The sequence below is a fragment of the Crossiella sp. NPDC003009 genome (genome assembly GCF_053591555.1).
The window spans coordinates 55,114-71,124 of the sequence record NZ_JBSFUA010000040.1 but is presented as its reverse complement, the minus strand read 5'-3'; the positions used below and the strand labels follow the sequence as shown (position 1 = coordinate 71,124).

Below are 16,011 nucleotides of genomic sequence, written 5' to 3'. Positions count from 1 at the left end.
ACGCGGCGAGAAATCGCACAGACGATGGCGGCATGGATCTAAGCGTGCAGGGCCTGAACCTGCGAAACACGGTGGGCCCGGCGGAGACGACCCGGCTGGCACGACTGGCCGAGGACCTGGGTTTCCGCGGTTGGTGGGCCAGCGACCACGTGGTGCTACCCAGCCCGGCGACCGCTGACGTGCCGATGAACCCCCAGGATCCGATCCTGGACCCGTTGGTGCACTTGAGCTTCGTCGCCGCGGTGACCGAGCGGTTGCAGCTGGGCACCGCGATCGTCATCCTGCCGCAGCGCAACCCGGTGGTGCTGGCCAAGCAGGTGGCCAGCCTGGACCACCTCAGTGGCGGCCGGTTCACCCTGGGTGTCGGCGCGGGCTACCTGGAACCGGAGATGACCGCGGTCGGGGTGCCGATGGCCGAGCGCGGCGCCCGCACCGATGAGTACCTGGACGCGATGCACGCGCTGTGGACGCAGCCCGCCCCCGCCTTCGACGGCAAGTTCGCCAGCTTCGCCAACGTGGACGCCCACCCCAAACCCGCGGGTCAGCGGATCGTGGTCGGCGGTCACAGCCCGGCCGCCTACCGCCGCGCGGTCTCCCGCGGCCACGGCTGGTACGGCATCGCCGGGAACGCCGACGACCTGCGCCGCAGCCTGGACGGCCTGCGCAAGGCCGCGGACCAGGTGGAGCGGCCGGAACGCCTCGGCCGCCTGCGCATCCACCTGGTCCAGGCCCCCGCCGCGCCGACCCGGGCCGAGGCCGAGGCCTACCGCGAACTGGGCGTGGACGAGCTGGTGCTGTTCCCGACCGAGGGGGCGGGACCGGCGGAGATCGCCAGGGAGATGGAGGAGTTCAGCAAGCTGGGCTGACCGCGGTCAGCGCCCGCCGCACCGCCGTGAGCACCGGCTCCACCTCGTGCTCGGCGACGGTCTGGGGGTTCAGCGCGATCGCCTCCTCTCCCAGCACGCCCACCGCGATCCTCGGGTCCCCGGCCAGCAACCCGGCCACCACCCGGTTCCGGTACGGTCCAATGTGGACGATCACCCTGGAGTGCGGCTGCCCGGCCTCGCTGGGATAGCCGCGCTCCACTCCAGGGAACCCGGCGAGCCCGGCCAGCCACCGGTCCACCACCGCCTCGTACCCGGCCAGCACCGAGGTCTCGTCCTGGGCGAGGGACCACTCCACCGCCGCCAGCAGCCCGAGCAGCTCCTCCTTGCCCACCTTCATCCCGCGACCGACCCCGTGGTGCGGCGAGCCGTTGACCCGGCAGCCCTCGATCACCGACCGCCTGCCCAGCACCAGCCCGGAGGACTGCGGCCCGCGCAACCCCTTGCCACCGCTGACCACCACCGCCGCCGCACCGAGCTCCACCGTGTGCCGCCACAGGCTGGCGATCGGCGGGATCTGCGCGGCCGCGTCCACGATCACCGGCACCCCGGTGGCCACCACCTCGGCCAGTCCCGGGGCCCCGTCGGCGAACCGCGGCCCGGCGTACCAGAGCACCGCCGCGGTGCGCGGCCCGACCTTAGTGCTCAGCTTGGCCCCGGTGAGCCGCACCGCCTCCTCGTATCCCTTGCGCTGTGCGGGGAACACCACGACCTCGTCCCGCGCGAGCCCGCTGGTGTCCGGCAGCCGCAGGGCCAGGTCGAGGTTGGTGCCGACCAGGCAGGCGGCGACCGCGTGCACGGTCCCGGCCCACGCCCCGCAGGTGACGTATCCGGCTTCGTTGCCGGTCAGTGCCGCGAGCCGGTCGCCGACTTTGCGGTGCAGTTCGGCCAGGTCGACGAAGTGTCGCCCGGCCTCGGTCATCGCGGCCGCCACCGGGGGTGCGAGCACCGAGCCGCCGAGGGCGGTCAGGGTGGCGGCGGCGTTGATCACCGGCCGGATGCCGAGGTCCTGGTAGGTCATCGCGGGACCAGGCCGAACTTCGACATCGGGGCCACGCCGAGCTGTCCGGCCAGCCAGGAGTCCAGTGCCGCGTCGTCCACCGCGTCCCGGTGCGTGAGCCGGTAGTCCCTGCCGACGCGGAGGACGTTGGCGTTGATCGACTCGGCGTGCCGGTCGGGGTCGAAGAAGGACCTGTTGTGCCGGATCCGTTCGGCCTGTTCCGGATGCAGGCGCAGGTGGTCGGCGATCTCGGGTTCGACCTCGGGTGGCCCGGAGCTGCGCACTGCGGTGAACCGGGACCGGCGGGCGGCGGTGAGCAGGGCCAGGTCGTCACCGGTGACCGCGACCCTGGCCGGGTCGATCTCGGGGCGGTTCAGCAGGAACTCCGCGCCGCGCAGGCAATCGGCGACTATTCCCCGGTACACAAAGGACAGTGGGTCCTCGATGCCCAGGGTGGCCAGTCCGGGGTAGGCGGCCTGGAACGGCTCGTCGGCCAGGCGCTGGCCGCGGTGCATCACGGTGAAGGTGAGGTAGCGCAGCCGGTCCCGGTAGTGCGGCGGCTGGTTGACGCTGCCGTAGCGCGGGGTCTCCAGCACCGCGGGGAACGGGCCGTGGCCGGTGGGCACACTGAGGTAACCGAAGATCCGGTACGGGCCGATGCTGGTCAGGCGCACGTCGTAGGCGGTGAAGTCCACTGTGGACCGGGCGGGGACCGGGGTGAGCACCGGGCGGGCCGGGACCTCGGCCAGTTCGGCGTCCACGGCCTGCCAGTAGGCGTCGAACTCGGTCATGCCACCGCCTCCGGGTTCAGGTGCCGGGCGAGGAAGGCCTCGAACTTGGCGCGCACCCAGTGCAGTCCGGCGTGGTGCGCGCAGCCCTCGTAGGTGTCCAGGACCTTGTCCCCGCCCAGTGCGCGGAACACCGCGAACCCGGTCTCCGGCGGGCAGACGTCGTCCTCCAGGCCGAGGTAGACGTAGGACGGGCAGCGCACCAGCGGCGCGAAGTTCATCCCGTCGTAGTAGGCCACCGAACGCTGGACGGCCTCGGCGCGGCCGGGGTGCACCCGCAGGTACTCGGTGATCTCCTCGTACGGATAGGAATGGGTGAGCTTGGCGGCCTCCCAGATGCCGCACAGGTACGGCGCGCCGGCGGCGAAGCAGCGCACCAGGCCGGGGCGCAGCGCGGCGCTGATGATACCGAGTCCGCCGCCCTGGCTGGAGCCCTGCACGCCGATCCGCTGCGCGTCGACCTCGGGGCGGGCGGCGAGCACGTCCAGGGCGCGGACCACGTCGGCGTAGAAACCGCGGTAGCCGTAGGTGTGGTGGTCGACGATGTGGTGGGTGAGCAGGCCGGGGTAGCCGGGGTTGACCACCGCGTTGGAGCGGAGTTTTCCGCGCGGGGCCACGGAAATGGTGGCGTAGCCGAGCTCGGCCCAGCGGCGGGGCACGTCCGGTTCGCTGATGTAGCCGGGGATCGTGACCAGGCCAGGGAAAACACGGCCTTCGGCGCGGGGCACCGCGTACCAGGCGGCGACCTCGACGTCCTGGTAGCTGGTGTAGCGCAGGTCGAACACGGCCACCGTGCCGGTGGACAGCGAGGGCAGGTGGGCCAAGGTGGGGTTGGGGTCGGGCAGGCTGTCCAGGGTCCGGGCCCAGAACTCGGTGAAGTCCGGCGGCCTGGGCACGGTGATCACCGCGTTGGCCGGGTCCCGGGCCGTGTTGGTGGCGGTCACGGTCGTCCTCTCGTCAGCGCGCGGCCGTCCTCGGTCGCGAACAGGTGGATCTCGGCCGGGTCGAGTCCGATGTGCACGAAGCTGTCCTGGCGCAACAGGAACGGCGCGGGCACCCTGGCCTTGACCAGGGTGCCGCCGACCTCGACGGTGACCAGCACGTCGGAGCCGAGCAGCTCGGCCACGAACACCCGCCCCGGCAGGTAACCCGGCCTGGGCAGGTCGGCGATCCGCACGTGCTCCGGCCGGATGCCCAGGTCCACCGCGCCGGTCGGCAGGCCGGCGGCGGCCGGGGGCAGGTCGAGCACCACTCCCCCGCCGCGGAACCGGCGCACCCCGTCCTCGTCGCGGACCTCGCCGGAGAGCAGGTTCATCGGCGGGCTGCCCATGAACGCGGCCACGAACCGGTTGGCCGGGCGCTGGTAGATCTCCTCCGGCGGCGCGCACTGCTGGAGCTTCCCGCCGGCCATCACCGCGATCCGGTCGGACATGGTCATCGCCTCGACCTGGTCGTGGGTGACGTAGATGAAGGTGCGGGCCAGGTCGGCGTGCAGGCGCTTGATCTCCGCACGCATGTGCACCCGCAGCTGGGCGTCCAAGTTGGACAGTGGCTCGTCCAGCAGGTACGCCCCGGCCTCGCGGACGATGGCCCGGCCGAGCGCGACCCGCTGCCGCTGCCCGCCGGAGAGCTCGCGGGGTTTGCGATCGAGCAGGTCGGTGATACCGAGCGCCTCGGCCGCGACCCGCACCTTCTCCGCCACCACCGGTCTGGGCACCCGCATCATCTTCAGCGCGAACCCGATGTTCTGCTCCACCGTCCGATGTGGATAGAGCGCGTAGCTCTGGAACACCATGGCCACATCGCGTTTGTTGGCAGGCAGGTAGCCGACGGGTTGGTCGTCGAAGTAGATCTCGCCGCCGCTGGGCCGTTCCAGGCCGCAGATCATCCGCAGCGTGGTGGACTTGCCGCAGCCGGACGGGCCGACCAGGGTCAGGAACTCCCGGTCCCGCACGGTGAGGGTGAGGTCGTCGACGGCGGTGGCGCGGCCGAACTCCTTGCGCACCGCGTCCAGGCGTACCTCGGCCATCGGCCCTCCTATCCCTTGACCGAACCGGCTGCCATGCCGGCCACGATGAGCCGCTGGAAGATGAGCACCAGCACCAGCGGTGGCAGCACGGCGAGCACGCCGGAGGCGGCCATCACGGTGAACTGGGTGTTGAGGTCGGTGGCGAAGTTGGCCGCGATCACCGGCATGGTCTTGGCCGCGGTGGTGCTGGTGAGGAACAGCGCGAACATGAACTCGTTCCAGGCGGTCATGAAGGAGAACACCGCGGCGGCGACCAGTCCGGGCGCGGAGATCGGCAGCACCACCGACCACATGGTGCGCAGCCACCCGCAGCGGTCCACCCTGGCCGCGTCCTCCAGTTCCCGCGGCACCGCGCGGAAGAAGTCCTTGAGCACCCAGATGGTCACCGGCAGCGCGAAGGTGGTGTAGGACAGGATCAGCGCCCAGTAGGTGTCCAGCAGGTCCAGTTGCCGCATCAGCAGGTAGAACGGCACGATGATGGCCACCCCCGGCACCATCCTGGTGACCAGGTACAGGATGAGCAGCACCCGGCTGCCGCGGAAGCGGATGCGGGAGAAGGAGTAGGCGGCGAAGACCGCGAGCAGCAGGTTGAGCAGCGCGGTCAGGGTGGCCACCAGCAGGCTGTTGCCCAGCGCGAACGGGGTTTCCTTCACCGCCCGCGAGCCGAGGAGGGCCTGCGCGGCGGTGGGGTCGGCGAAGGCGCGGTAGTTCTCCAGGGTCGGGTGTTCCGGGATCCACTGCGGGGGCAGGGAGTTCGCGTCGGCCTCGGTCATGAAGCTCATCGCCACGATCCAGTAGAACGGCAGCACCAGGTAGGCGGCGAAGACCAGGGCCAGCACGGAGACCAGGATCTTGCGCCAGGGGATCCGGTAGCGGAGCGGGACTCTGGTCATACCTCGAAGCTCCCTCGCCGGTAGAGCAGCCCGACGTAGCCGACCGAGATCACCATGGTGATCAGCGTGATCACCCAGGCGTAGGCGCTGCCGAGGCCGACGTCGGTGTAGCCGAGCACGCGCTGCACGGTGAGCAGGGCGACGGTGCCGGTGGCATCGCCGGGTCCGCCGCCGGTGAGCACGTAGATGGTGTCGAAGGCGCGGAAGGCGTTCACCGTCTCCAGGATCAGCACGATGAGCAGCGGGTGCAGCAGCCAGGGCAGGGTGACCTCGCGGAAGCGCTGCCACGGTCCGGCCCGGTCCACGGTGGCCGCGTCGTAGAGCTCGCCCGGAATGGTGGACAGCCCGGCCAGCAGGATGATCACCGCGAACGGCAGGGTGTTCCAGACCTGGGCGAAGGCGGTGAGCAGGAACGCGCCGGTGGCCGAGGACAGCCAGGCCTGGTACTCCTCGATCCAGCCCAGGTCGGTGAGCAGACCGTTGAGCGCGCCGGTCTTGGCATCGAAGACGGTGCGCCACATGAGTCCGTTGACCACGCCGGGCATCGCCCAGGGCAGCAGCACCAGGCTGCGCAGCACACCGCGGCCGAAGAAGGTCTCGTTGAGCACCATGGCCATGGCCAGGCCGAGCAGCACGGTGGCGCCGACCACGGTGAGCACGAACAGCGCGGAGACCGCCAGCGAGCGCAGGAACGCGGGATCGTCCACAAGGGACAGGTAGTTGTCCAGGCCGATGAACTTGCGCACCGAGGGCTGGGCCAGGTTGTCCCGGTGCAGGCTCACCCAGAACGAGTAGCCGATCGGGTAGGCCACCAGCAGCAGCAGGGCCAGCAGCGCCGGGGCGTTCATGGCGTAGCCGCGCGCGGTGTCGCTCCAGGGCCGGCGGCTCACGAGTACCTCCGGGCGAGCAGGCCCGCGCTGTCATCCAGCGCGGTGGCCGCCTCGGCGGCGTCGCTCTGGTCGGTGAGCAGCCGCTGCATGGTCTTCTGCATGCCGTGCTCGTACTCGGCGTACCAGGGCACGGAAAGCACGTTGCGGGACTTGGCGATCGCGGCGAGCCCGGAGTAGACGGCCGGGTCGGTGAACCGGGCCAGCTCGGCGGTGATCTCCGGATCCCGTTCCAGGGCACGGAAGGCGAAGCCGAGGCCGCGTTTGAGGAACCAGAACCGGGCGGTGACCGGCACCCCTTGCTCGTTGTAGCCGCCGAGGTAGCGCAGCAGCCGGTAGGCCTGCTCCTTGACCTGGGTGTGCGCGGCCAGGCAGTACATCCTGGTGTTGCCCACGGTGCCCAGCCGCCGCCCGTCCAGGCTGGGCACGTAGCCGAGCTTGGCCCGCCCGGCGATCCTGGAGCGGGCCGGGTCGTTGTAGGCGCGCACGGCGTAGCGGGCGCCGATGGTGAAGGCGTACTGCCCGGCCATGAACGCGTTGTCCAGCGGCACCGGGGTCTGTTGCAGGGAGGCGGGGTCGATGACCTTGCTGACGGTGGCCGCGCGCCGCACCCAGTCCAGCACCGCGCGCACCGCCGGGTCTCCGGCGGCGTTGGGCCGCAGGTCGTCGGTGAACGGGGTGCCGCCGCTGGCGTAGAGCAGCGACCAGGTCCAGCTGGCCCAGGTGTCGGAGAGCTGGGCGGGAAACCCGATGGGATAGCGCAAAATCCCGGCCTGTTTGATCCGCAGGGCCTGGGCTTCCAGCTCGTCCAGGCTGACCGGTGGTGTGCTGATGCCGGCCTTGGCGAGCAGTTCGGCGTTGTAGAGCAGGCCGTGCGAGTCGGTGTAGTAGGGCAGCCCGTAGCGCTTCCCCTGGTAGGTCAAGGCTTTCGCGTTCGACTCGTAGAGCCCCTGGTACACCTCGTCCACGCCGGGCAGCCCGTCCAGGGGTTGCAGGTAGCCGGCCTGGGCCCAGCTGGCCAGGGAGTCGTCGTAGCAGTACAGCGCGTCCGGCCCGTTGTCGCCGGTGAACTCGGCGACCACCTTGCGCACGTACTGCGAGCTGGTGATCGGCGTGTACTCGATCCGCAGGTCCGGGTTGGCCTTGCCGAAGCTGTCCAGGTTCTGCTGCACCAGACTCGCCTCGTAGTCCCAGCCCTCGAAGCGCACCGCGCCGGTGCGCGCGCGGGCCCCGCCGCAGGCGCCGAGCAGGGGCAGCGCGGCGGCCGCGGTGAGCAGGGTGCGGCGGGACATCCCCATCACGACTCCCTTCCCCGGACCGCCTCGACCGCCTCCCCGATGGCCAGCCGGTACAGCCGGGTCGGGCGGCCTTTGCGGTGATGCTGCGCGGTGCCGTCGGACTGGACCAGCCCGGAGGCGAGCAGCTTGCGGATCAGCCTGCGACCGCTGGGATCGGTGATGCCCAGCGAGTCGGCCAGGTCGCTGGGCGCGATCGCCTTGCCGTGCAAGGTCTTCTCCAGCGCGGCCAGCCGGGACAGGGTCACCGTGCTGAGCCCGGCGCCGCGGGCCAGGGTCTCCAGCTCGGCGGTGTGCGCCCGGTAGGCGAAGGCCAGCGCGGGCTGGGACCGGCCCATCGGGCCGATGATCACGCCGCTGTCCTCGATGAGGTAGCCGCAGGAGACGCCCTCGGCCTCGGCGCGGGCGGCGGCGCGTTCGGCCAGCAGCACACAGTTGCGGGCCGAGGCGCCGACCCCGAACCCGGCCACCACCCGGAAACCCAGCGCGGCCTCGGCGTGGCCCAGGATGGGCACCGACACCCAGTGGTCGGTGATCCGCTCGAACAGCGCGTGGTGGGCGAAGACCACCACCCCGCGCCGGTCCCGGTTCTCGATCCAGGCGTCGGCGAAGTCGCTGGTCTGCACCAGCAGGTTGAGCAGCCGCACCCGGGCCCGGTCCAGGTCCACCGCACCGTCCTTTGTGGACAGCAGGAAGACGCCGGCGGCGAAGCGCTGGGCGTTGGCCCGCTCGGACTCGATGCGCAGCACCAGCTCGTGCAGCCGGGCCCGGATGGTGGAGAGAACTTGGTCGGTGGTGATCAGCCGGGTTCCGCCCAGTTCGCGGGCCACCGCGGTGCGCAGGGTCAGCACGCAGGCCCCTGGCTCCTTGTCCTGGAACTCGCGGTGGAAGGCGGTGATCTCGGCGGCGGAGCTGGTCGTGGCGTAGGGCAGCACGGCGATCCGGTCGCGGTCGGCGCCGAGCGCGGCGGCGACCTCGTCCACGGTCTCGGTGTCGAAGGTGTCGATGCTGGCCGGGGTGAGCGGCCAGCCGCGGGCCTGGGCGCGGCAGAACATCAGCGCCAGGTCGAGCGCGACCGGTTTGGTGACCGCGACCTGGAGCTCGGGCGGCAGCAGGTCGCGGCATTCGGTGTAGGGCACCAGGCCCAGCAGCAGGCCGTCGATGTGCCGGCTGGCCAGGAGTTGCGCCACCGCGGGCCGGATCTCGGCCTCCCGCTGGTAGGTGACCCACTCCAGCCGGACCCCGGCGAGCGTGCCCGCGGCCGCGCGGAAGGCCGCCAGCCCCTGGGCGTGGAAGACCAGCCCCAGCACCGTTTCCATGACCCACCTCGCCGCCGGTGTTCCGCACCAGGTTCGCAAATGGTTCGTTTGTCGCGGTGGCCAGAGCGTAGCCAGCCGGGCGCGGACGGCGACAGCGCCGATCGAGGGGTTGCCGGCCACTCGTTCGGTTGATCTTGCGGGTCAGGGCGGGCCGGTTCGGGGTCGCGGCCCTACCTTCCGGGCATGTCGCTCACCGTCCTCGCGCAAGACCGCCCCGACGACACCCTGGACCGCATCCTCGGCATCGTCTTCGGCGTCACCGGCGGGATCCTCGGGATCCTGTACCTGCTGCTGTTCATCTTCGCGCTGATCTCGATCCTGCGGCACCAGCGGCTGACCGGCGGCGGCAAGTTCCTGTGGATCGTGGTCGCGCTGGCCTATCCGTTCCTGGGCAGCCTGGGCTGGTTCATCTTCGGCCGCTCGGCCAAGCTGGTGAAGCAGGGCGTCTACACCGGCTAGTGTCGTGAGTCGGAAGTGCGGTGGCGGTATCGGCGGTCCAGCTTTCCGCTGGGCGTGCCGAGGGGAAGCCCTCGTACCGGGTTGTACGTGGGCTTTCCCGCGGTGCGGTCAGCGGGAAGCTGGGCCGTCGAGACCGCTGGCGCACTTCCGACTCACGACACTGGTCAGCGGCGGCGGGGAGTCAGCCGAACGGTCGGCAGGGCCGGGGCCGGGATGCGCTCCCCGTGGTGCGCCGCGATCACGCCGAAGCGCGCCGGGTCGGGGGACTCCCAGGCTTCGCGGGCGGCGGCGATGTCCTCGTGCGTGCGGCCGACGAAGTTCCACCACATCACCAGGTCGTCCGGGAACGGCACGCCGCCCAGCAGCACCAGCCGCGCGCCGGCCGCGCTGTCGATCTCCAGGTGCTCGCGGTCCAGGCCGAGGTAGAGCAGCGGCCCCGCGGCCAGTTCCACGCCGTCGATCCGCACCGTGCCGTCGATGACCAGCACGGCGTGCTCGAAGTCCGGGTGCAGCGGCAGCCGGCCGCCGCCGGGTGCGAGGGCGACCTCGGCCCCCACCAGCTCGGTGTAGGTGGTCGCGGGCGAGCGCACGCCACCCAGCTCGCCCATGAACACCACCGCCTCGGCGCCGACGCCGGTGAACCGCGGCAGGTCGAGGTGCTGTTCGAAGTGCGGGGCCACGCCGGCGCTGGCGGCGGGCAGCGCGACCCAGAGCTGCAGCGCGTGCAGCAGCGGGTCCGCGCCGACGGAGAACTCCGAGTGCGCGATGCCGTGTCCCGCGGTCATCAGGTTGAGCTGTCCTGGGCGCAGCACCACGTCGGAGCCGACGGTGTCCCGGTGCCGGATCTCCCCGGCCAGTGGCCAGGTGACGGTCTGCAGCCCGGTGTGCGGGTGCGGCAGCACGGTCATCTCCAGCCGCTGCGGGCCGAACTCGTCCAGGAAGCACCAGGCGCCCACGGTGGAGCGGGCCCGCTGCGGCAGCACCCGGCGCACCCGCATCGCGCGCAGCCCGCCCAGCGGCACCTCCCTGGCTGCCAGGAGCTCGGTCACCGCCCCGGGTCCGGCGTGGCAGGGGGTGATCGCGGGCGTGGCGTCCAGGTTGCTCATCACGCCTGCCCGGGCCGGGCCACCCGGCCGGTGAAGTCCGGGTGGCGGCGCAGGTAGCGGTCGATGAACGGGCACAGCGGCACGATCTCCCGGTCCCGCCGCACCGCATCGGCCAGCGCCCGCTCGGCCAGCACGCTGCCCAGGCCCCGGCCGCCGAAGGCGTCGAAGACCTCGGTGTGGGTGAAGTAGGTCCGCCCGTCCCGCTCCTCGTAGGCGGCGAACCCGGCGAGCTCGCCGTCCACGGTCAGCTCGTACCGGTTCGCCTGTTCCGCCCGGTGCACCTCGACAGCTGCGTCCTGCTCGGCCATGCCCCGACGCTAACCAGCCATGGTTTCCATGTCAACCAGATCAGTATAGTGGTCACCATGGCAGGTGATCCCTGGTTGGACGAGCGGCAGCAACAGGCCTGGCGCGGCTTCATGGCCATGCAGACCCGGCTGCAGTCGCACCTGGCCCGCGAGCTGCAACGGCAGAGCGGCCTCTCCGACGCCGACTACGCGGTGCTGGTCGGCCTGTCCGAGGCGCCCCAGGGCAGGCTGCGCCTCAACGAGCTCGGCTTCGAGCTGCGCTGGCAGAAGAGCAGGCTGTCCAAGCAGATCAGCCGGATGCAGGAGCGCGGCCTGGTGCTGCGCGAGGAGTGCCCCACCGACGGCCGCGGCGCCTTCGCCACCCTCACCGCCAAGGGCAGGGCCACCATCGAGGCCGCCGCGCCGCTGCACGTGCGGGAGGTGCGCCGCTACTTCGCCGAGGCGCTGACCCCGGCCCAGCTGAGCGCACTGACCGAGATCTCCGCCGCGGTGCTCGCCCGCCTGGCCGAGGCCGAACCCCCGCCGGCCTGAGGCTCAGCCCAGCTCGGCCAGCTTCGGGGCCAGCGGCACGCACCGCCGCTCGATCCACTCCGCCGGGCTGCCCTGCCCCGGCGGCACCAGGATCACCGTGCTGATCCCCATGTCGGCGTAGACCGCCAGGTCCTTGGCAGCCTGGTCCAGGTCCCCGTCGTTGAGGGCCTCGCTGCGGTAGAGCATGGTGCGCTGGACCTCGGCCGGGTCCCGGCCCAGGTCGGCGCAGTGCGCGTCCAGCACGGACAGCTTGTGCGCGACCTCCTCCGGCGAGGTGGCGAACAGGTTGCAGGCGTCGGCGTACTGGGCGACCAGGCGCAGCGTCTTGCGCTCACCGCCACCGCCGATGAGCACCTTCGGCCGCGGAGAACTCAGCGCGGGCGGGGAGTTCAGCGTCTCGGCCAGCTGGAAGTGCCTGCCCTCGAACGGCCCGTTGTCCGCCGGGTCCCACATCTGCCGGCAGATCCGCAGCGTCTCCTCCAGCCGCTCGAACCGCTCGGCGGTGCTCGGGTACGGCACGCCGAGGCCCCGGTGCTCGCGGTCGTACCAGGCGGCGCCGATACCGAGGAAGGCCCGGCCGCCGGAGAGGACGTCCAGGGTGGTGACGATCTTGGCGAGCAGTCCGGGGTGGCGGTAGGTGACCCCGGTGACCAGCAGCCCCAGCCGGGCCGAGGTGGTGTGCGCGGCCAGGAAGCCGAGGGTGGTGTAGCCCTCCAGCATGGGGTGCTCGGCGCGCCCGTTCTGCTCCATCTGGAAGTAGTGGTCCATCACCGAGAGGGTCTCCGCGCCCGCGGCCTCGGCGGCCCGCCCGGTGGCGGCCAGCTCGGCGGCGAGCCCGGCCGGATCCTCGGGGTGGTTGAAGGTGGTGAGGTGGATACCCAGTCGCATGCCCTCGACGCTAGACCTTGGAGCGCACTCCAGGTCAAGTCCACAATGGACTGCACCGCCCGGCTGACAACCAACCGTTCTGTTGACAAAGGCGACGGCAGGCTGTTTCCCTGCGCGCGTGGCACGCGATGCGGAACAGACCAAGAAACGCCTGCTGGACGCGGCGATCGCCGAGTTCGCCGCCTACGGCATCGCGGGCGCCAGGGTGGACCGGATCGCCGAGCAGGCCAAGGCCAACAAGGCGATGATCTACTCCTACTTCGGCAACAAGGAACAGCTCTTCGACGCCGCCTACGACCTGCTGGTCACCGGCACCGTGGACGCGGTCCCGATCGACGCCGACGACCTGCCCGGCTACGCGGGCCGCCTCTTCGACCGGTTCTGGCAGTCCCCCGAGGTGGTGCGCCTGTCCGCCTGGCACCGCCTGGAACGCGGCGCGGACGGTCCGCTGCCCGAACAGGTGCTGCGCGCGCACCGGGACAAGATCGCCGCCATCGCCGCCGCCCAGGCCGACGGCAGGCTGCCCGGCCACATCCCGGCGGCCGGGCTGCTGAGCCTGGTGCTGGTGCTGGCGACCATGTGGACCGCGGGCAACCCAGACGCCGCCTCGACCCGGTTCGTCACCACCAAGAAGGCGCGCCGGGAGACGGTGACCGAAGCCGTCCGGCAGCTGACCCGTCTCTGAGTGATCAAGCGCTAGTCCGAATGCGCGGGCAGCCGCCTGCGAGAGCGCTTCCACGAAACCCTTGACACGGATGTCAGCCGGCGGTGAGGATCGGCGCGGCTTTCCCAGGCCCGCGCCGTAACACTCCGCAACTTCCGCCTCAAGGAACGGATCGTTCATGGCAAGAAGATCGTCGGTTGGCTCTCGCGCCTGTCGGATCGGACTGGCCGTGCTGCTCGGGGTCAGCATGGCCGGCGGCATCGCCAGCGCCACGCCGGAGCCGGAGGCCACCGCAGGAACCAAGCAGCCCGTGGTCGGCAAGCCCGACCTCGGCTGGGACGGCTGCGCCCGCATCCAGGACAAGCTGCCCGCCTTCGCCGACTGGCCCAAGGTCAAGAGCAACATCGGGCGCAACGCCGCGGACGAGCGGCGGATCGCCAAGATGGTCGCGGAGATGACGCTGGCCGAGAAGGTCGGCCAGATGACCCAGCCGGAGATCGCCGCGATCACTCCGGCCGAGGTCAAGGAGTACGGCATCGGCACCGTGCTCAACGGCGGCGGCTCCTGGCCCGGCAAGAACAAGCACGCCACCGTCAAGGAGTGGCTGGACCTGGCCGACGCCTACTGGCAGGCAGCCAAGGAGTCCCGCACCAAGATCCCGGTGATCTGGGGCATCGACGCGGTGCACGGCAACAACAACGTCTTCGGCACCACCGTCTTCCCGCACAACATCGGCCTCGGCGCCGCGCAGGACCCCTGCCTGGTCCGCGACATCGGCGAGGCCACCGCGGAGCAGGTGCGCGCCACCGGCCAGGACTGGGCGTTCGCGCCGACCCTCGCGGTGGTCAAGGACGACCGCTGGGGCCGCACCTACGAGGGCTTCTCCGAGGACCCGCGGATCACCCGCGCCTACGGCTACGAGGCCACCAGGGGCTTGCAGGGCAACAACCCGCGCGGCATCGGCTCCGACGGGGTGATCGCCACCGCCAAGCACTTCATCGGTGACGGCGGCACCAACAAGGGCAAGGACCAGGGCGTCAACTCCTCGGCCAAGGCCGACATGATCAACACCCACGGTCAGGGCTACTACGGTTCGCTGGCCGCGGGCGCGCAGAGCGTGATGATCTCGTTCAACAGCTGGACGAACGAGGAGCTGGGCATCAAGGAGGGCAAGCTCCACGGCTCCAAGCTGATGGTGGACGAGGTCCTGAAGAACAAGATGGGCTTCGACGGCCTGGTGGTCTCGGACTGGAACGGCCACGGCCAGGTCGAGGGCTGCACCAACGCCAGCTGCGCGCGGGCGGTGAACGCGGGCATCGACGTGTTCATGGTGCCGCACGAGTGGAAGGCCTTCATCACCAACACCATCGCCCAGGTCAACAGCGGCGAGATCCCGATGGCGCGCATCGACGACGCGGTCACCCGGATCCTGCGGGTCAAGCTGCGCTCGGGCCTGTTCGAGGCGAAGAAGCCCTCGGAGCGTGAGCACGCGGGCAAGGCCGATGCCCAGCGCGCCAAGGAGATCGCCCGCGAGGCGGTGCGCAAGTCGCAGGTGCTGCTGAAGAACGACAAGCGCGTGCTGCCGCTCTCGCCGCGGTCGAAGGTGCTGGTGGTCGGCAAGAGCGCGGACAGCATGCAGAACCAGACCGGCGGCTGGACGCTGACCTGGCAGGGCACCGGCAACACCAACGCCGACTTCCCCAACGGCACCACCATCCTCGGCGGGCTCAAGGGCGCGCTGGGCGAGGCGAACGTGACCTTCAGCGAGAAGGCCGACAACGTCGACCCGTCGAAGTTCGACGCGGTCATCGCGGTCATCGGCGAGACCCCTTACGCCGAGGGCACCGGTGACATCGGCAAGCGTTCCCTGGAGGCGGCCAAGCTGTTTCCCGAGGACCTGGCCGTGCTGGACAAGGTCGCCGGCAAGGGCGCGCCGGTGGTGACGGTCTACGTCGCCGGCCGTCCGCTGCACGTGAACAAGGAGCTCAACCGCTCCGAGGCGTTCGTGGCGGCCTGGCTGCCGGGCACCGAGGGCGCGGGCGTGGCGGACATGCTGGTGCGCGGTAGGCACACCGGTCTGGGCTACCAGGGCAAGCTGTCCTACTCCTGGCCGAAGGCGGCCTGCCAGACGCCGCTCAACGCCGAGCAGAAGGACTACGACCCGCTGTTCAGGTACGGCTACGGCCTGCGTTCCTGGGAGACCGGCAACGTCGGCAAGCTGGATGAGACCTCGCCGGAGAGCTGCTCCCCGCCCGGTGGCGGCACCGCGGAAGAGGACCTGGAAGTGTTCGTGCGCAAGGACATCGCGCCGTTCAAGGGCTACCTCGGGTCGCCGGAGAACTGGGGTGGCACCGAGATCGGCCCGGACGGCACGGCCGCGCACGCCTCGATCGCGGTGGAGCCGACCGATGTCAGCGTGCAGGGCGACGGTCTCAAGACCACCTGGAACGGCACCGCGCCCGGCCAGCTGTACATGCAGGCCCCCGCACCCGGTGAGGACCTGCGCGGGTACGGCAACGCCAACGGCGCGCTGGTCTTCGACGTGATCGTGGGCAAGGCCCCGGCCAGCCGCACGGTGATCTCCACCCACTGCGGCTACCCGTGCCAGGGCGAGGTGGCGGCGACCAAGCTGTTCACTGACCTGCCCGTGGGTCAGAAGCAGACGGTGAAGATCCCGGTGTCCTGTTTCGCGGAGAAGGGCCTGGACCTGGAGGCGGTCAACACGCCGTTCCTGGTCTACACCGAGGGCGCGTTCCAGGCTTCCTTCGCCAACGTGCGCTGGGTGCCCAAGGCGGCCGGTGATCCGGACGCCCGCAAGTGCGGTGATCTCACCTAGCCGCAACGGATATCGCGGAGCCCCGCCTGCCAACCGGTGGGCGGGGCTTCGTCGTCGCGGCTACTGCTGGCCGCGGATGTGCGCGGTCAGCCTGGTCAGCAGCAGGGCGCACCTGGCCACCTCG

General features: G+C 71.0%; 16 protein-coding genes. 5 read left to right on the top strand and 11 right to left on the bottom strand.

Features of this window, described 5'->3' with window-relative positions:
• Window positions 1-32: 32 nt before the first annotated feature.
• Complete coding sequence (locus ACWDY5_RS31535) at window positions 33-866, top strand: LLM class F420-dependent oxidoreductase (protein WP_449725780.1); 834 nt, start codon at window positions 33-35, stop codon at window positions 864-866.
• Here the strand turns inward: ACWDY5_RS31535 and ACWDY5_RS31530 are convergent.
• Genes ACWDY5_RS31530 through ACWDY5_RS31495 form a run of 8 tightly spaced genes read right to left on the bottom strand, consistent with a single transcriptional unit; the run spans window position 850 to window position 9,095 of the window.
• Window positions 850-1,905 (bottom strand): hypothetical protein, encoded by a 1,056-nt coding sequence (locus tag ACWDY5_RS31530; RefSeq protein WP_449725779.1) that lies wholly within the window; start codon window positions 1,903-1,905, stop codon window positions 850-852. The two genes, ACWDY5_RS31535 and ACWDY5_RS31530, sit on opposite strands and share 17 nt — an antisense overlap.
• A complete protein-coding gene (locus ACWDY5_RS31525; protein WP_449725778.1) occupies window positions 1,902-2,675 on the bottom strand; it encodes an acetylxylan esterase in 774 nt (257 codons plus the stop codon). The genes ACWDY5_RS31530 and ACWDY5_RS31525 overlap by 4 nt, the downstream gene beginning before the upstream one ends.
• Complete coding sequence (locus ACWDY5_RS31520; protein ID WP_449725777.1) at window positions 2,672-3,616, bottom strand: acetylxylan esterase; 945 nt, start codon at window positions 3,614-3,616, stop codon at window positions 2,672-2,674. Before ACWDY5_RS31520 ends, ACWDY5_RS31525 begins: the two co-directional genes overlap by 4 nt.
• Window positions 3,613-4,701 carry an ABC transporter ATP-binding protein gene (locus ACWDY5_RS31515; RefSeq protein WP_449725776.1) on the bottom strand — a complete coding sequence of 363 codons (1,089 nt, stop codon included), beginning with the start codon at window positions 4,699-4,701 and terminating at the stop codon, window positions 3,613-3,615. The genes ACWDY5_RS31520 and ACWDY5_RS31515 overlap by 4 nt, the downstream gene beginning before the upstream one ends.
• 8 nt (window positions 4,702-4,709) lie before the next feature.
• Entirely contained in the window at window positions 4,710-5,594 is an 885-nt protein-coding gene (locus ACWDY5_RS31510) for a carbohydrate ABC transporter permease (protein WP_449725775.1), read from the bottom strand.
• On the bottom strand, window positions 5,591-6,484 hold the full coding sequence (locus ACWDY5_RS31505; RefSeq protein ID WP_449725774.1) for a carbohydrate ABC transporter permease: 894 nt from the start codon (window positions 6,482-6,484) through the stop codon (window positions 5,591-5,593). The genes ACWDY5_RS31510 and ACWDY5_RS31505 overlap by 4 nt, the downstream gene beginning before the upstream one ends.
• Complete coding sequence (locus ACWDY5_RS31500) at window positions 6,481-7,779, bottom strand: extracellular solute-binding protein (protein ID WP_449725773.1); 1,299 nt, start codon at window positions 7,777-7,779, stop codon at window positions 6,481-6,483. Before ACWDY5_RS31500 ends, ACWDY5_RS31505 begins: the two co-directional genes overlap by 4 nt.
• Complete coding sequence (locus ACWDY5_RS31495; protein ID WP_449725772.1) at window positions 7,779-9,095, bottom strand: hypothetical protein; 1,317 nt, start codon at window positions 9,093-9,095, stop codon at window positions 7,779-7,781. The genes ACWDY5_RS31500 and ACWDY5_RS31495 overlap by 1 nt, the downstream gene beginning before the upstream one ends.
• Window positions 9,096-9,278: 183 nt before the next feature.
• On the opposite strand from ACWDY5_RS31495, the gene ACWDY5_RS31490 reads away from it, so the two are divergent.
• The gene (locus ACWDY5_RS31490; protein WP_449725771.1) at window positions 9,279-9,554 is read left to right on the top strand and encodes a PLD nuclease N-terminal domain-containing protein; all 276 of its coding nucleotides are present in this window, start codon (window positions 9,279-9,281) and stop codon (window positions 9,552-9,554) included.
• A 164-nt stretch (window positions 9,555-9,718) separates the two neighbouring features.
• On the opposite strand, the gene ACWDY5_RS31485 is transcribed toward ACWDY5_RS31490, so the two are convergent.
• Together ACWDY5_RS31485 and ACWDY5_RS31480 are read right to left on the bottom strand one after the other, a co-directional pair.
• The gene (locus ACWDY5_RS31485) at window positions 9,719-10,660 is read right to left on the bottom strand and encodes a pirin family protein (protein ID WP_449725770.1); all 942 of its coding nucleotides are present in this window, start codon (window positions 10,658-10,660) and stop codon (window positions 9,719-9,721) included.
• On the bottom strand, window positions 10,660-10,968 hold the full coding sequence (locus ACWDY5_RS31480; protein ID WP_449725769.1) for a GNAT family N-acetyltransferase: 309 nt from the start codon (window positions 10,966-10,968) through the stop codon (window positions 10,660-10,662). Before ACWDY5_RS31480 ends, ACWDY5_RS31485 begins: the two co-directional genes overlap by 1 nt.
• A gap of 57 nt (window positions 10,969-11,025) precedes the next feature.
• Here ACWDY5_RS31480 and ACWDY5_RS31475 point away from each other — a divergent pair, with 57 nt between their 5' ends.
• Entirely contained in the window at window positions 11,026-11,499 is a 474-nt protein-coding gene (locus tag ACWDY5_RS31475) for a MarR family winged helix-turn-helix transcriptional regulator (RefSeq protein WP_449725768.1), read from the top strand.
• Window positions 11,500-11,502: 3 nt separating this feature from the next.
• Here ACWDY5_RS31475 and ACWDY5_RS31470 read toward each other — a convergent pair whose 3' ends face one another.
• Window positions 11,503-12,387, bottom strand: coding sequence for an LLM class F420-dependent oxidoreductase (locus tag ACWDY5_RS31470; protein ID WP_449725767.1), 885 nt, complete (start codon window positions 12,385-12,387; stop codon window positions 11,503-11,505).
• A gap of 118 nt (window positions 12,388-12,505) precedes the next feature.
• On the opposite strand from ACWDY5_RS31470, the gene ACWDY5_RS31465 reads away from it, so the two are divergent.
• Window positions 12,506-13,072 carry a TetR family transcriptional regulator gene (locus ACWDY5_RS31465; RefSeq protein ID WP_449725766.1) on the top strand — a complete coding sequence of 189 codons (567 nt, stop codon included), beginning with the start codon at window positions 12,506-12,508 and terminating at the stop codon, window positions 13,070-13,072.
• A 226-nt stretch (window positions 13,073-13,298) separates the two neighbouring features.
• Complete coding sequence (locus ACWDY5_RS31460; protein WP_449725797.1) at window positions 13,299-15,887, top strand: glycoside hydrolase family 3 protein; 2,589 nt, start codon at window positions 13,299-13,301, stop codon at window positions 15,885-15,887.
• Window positions 15,888-16,011: the final 124 nt, after the last annotated feature.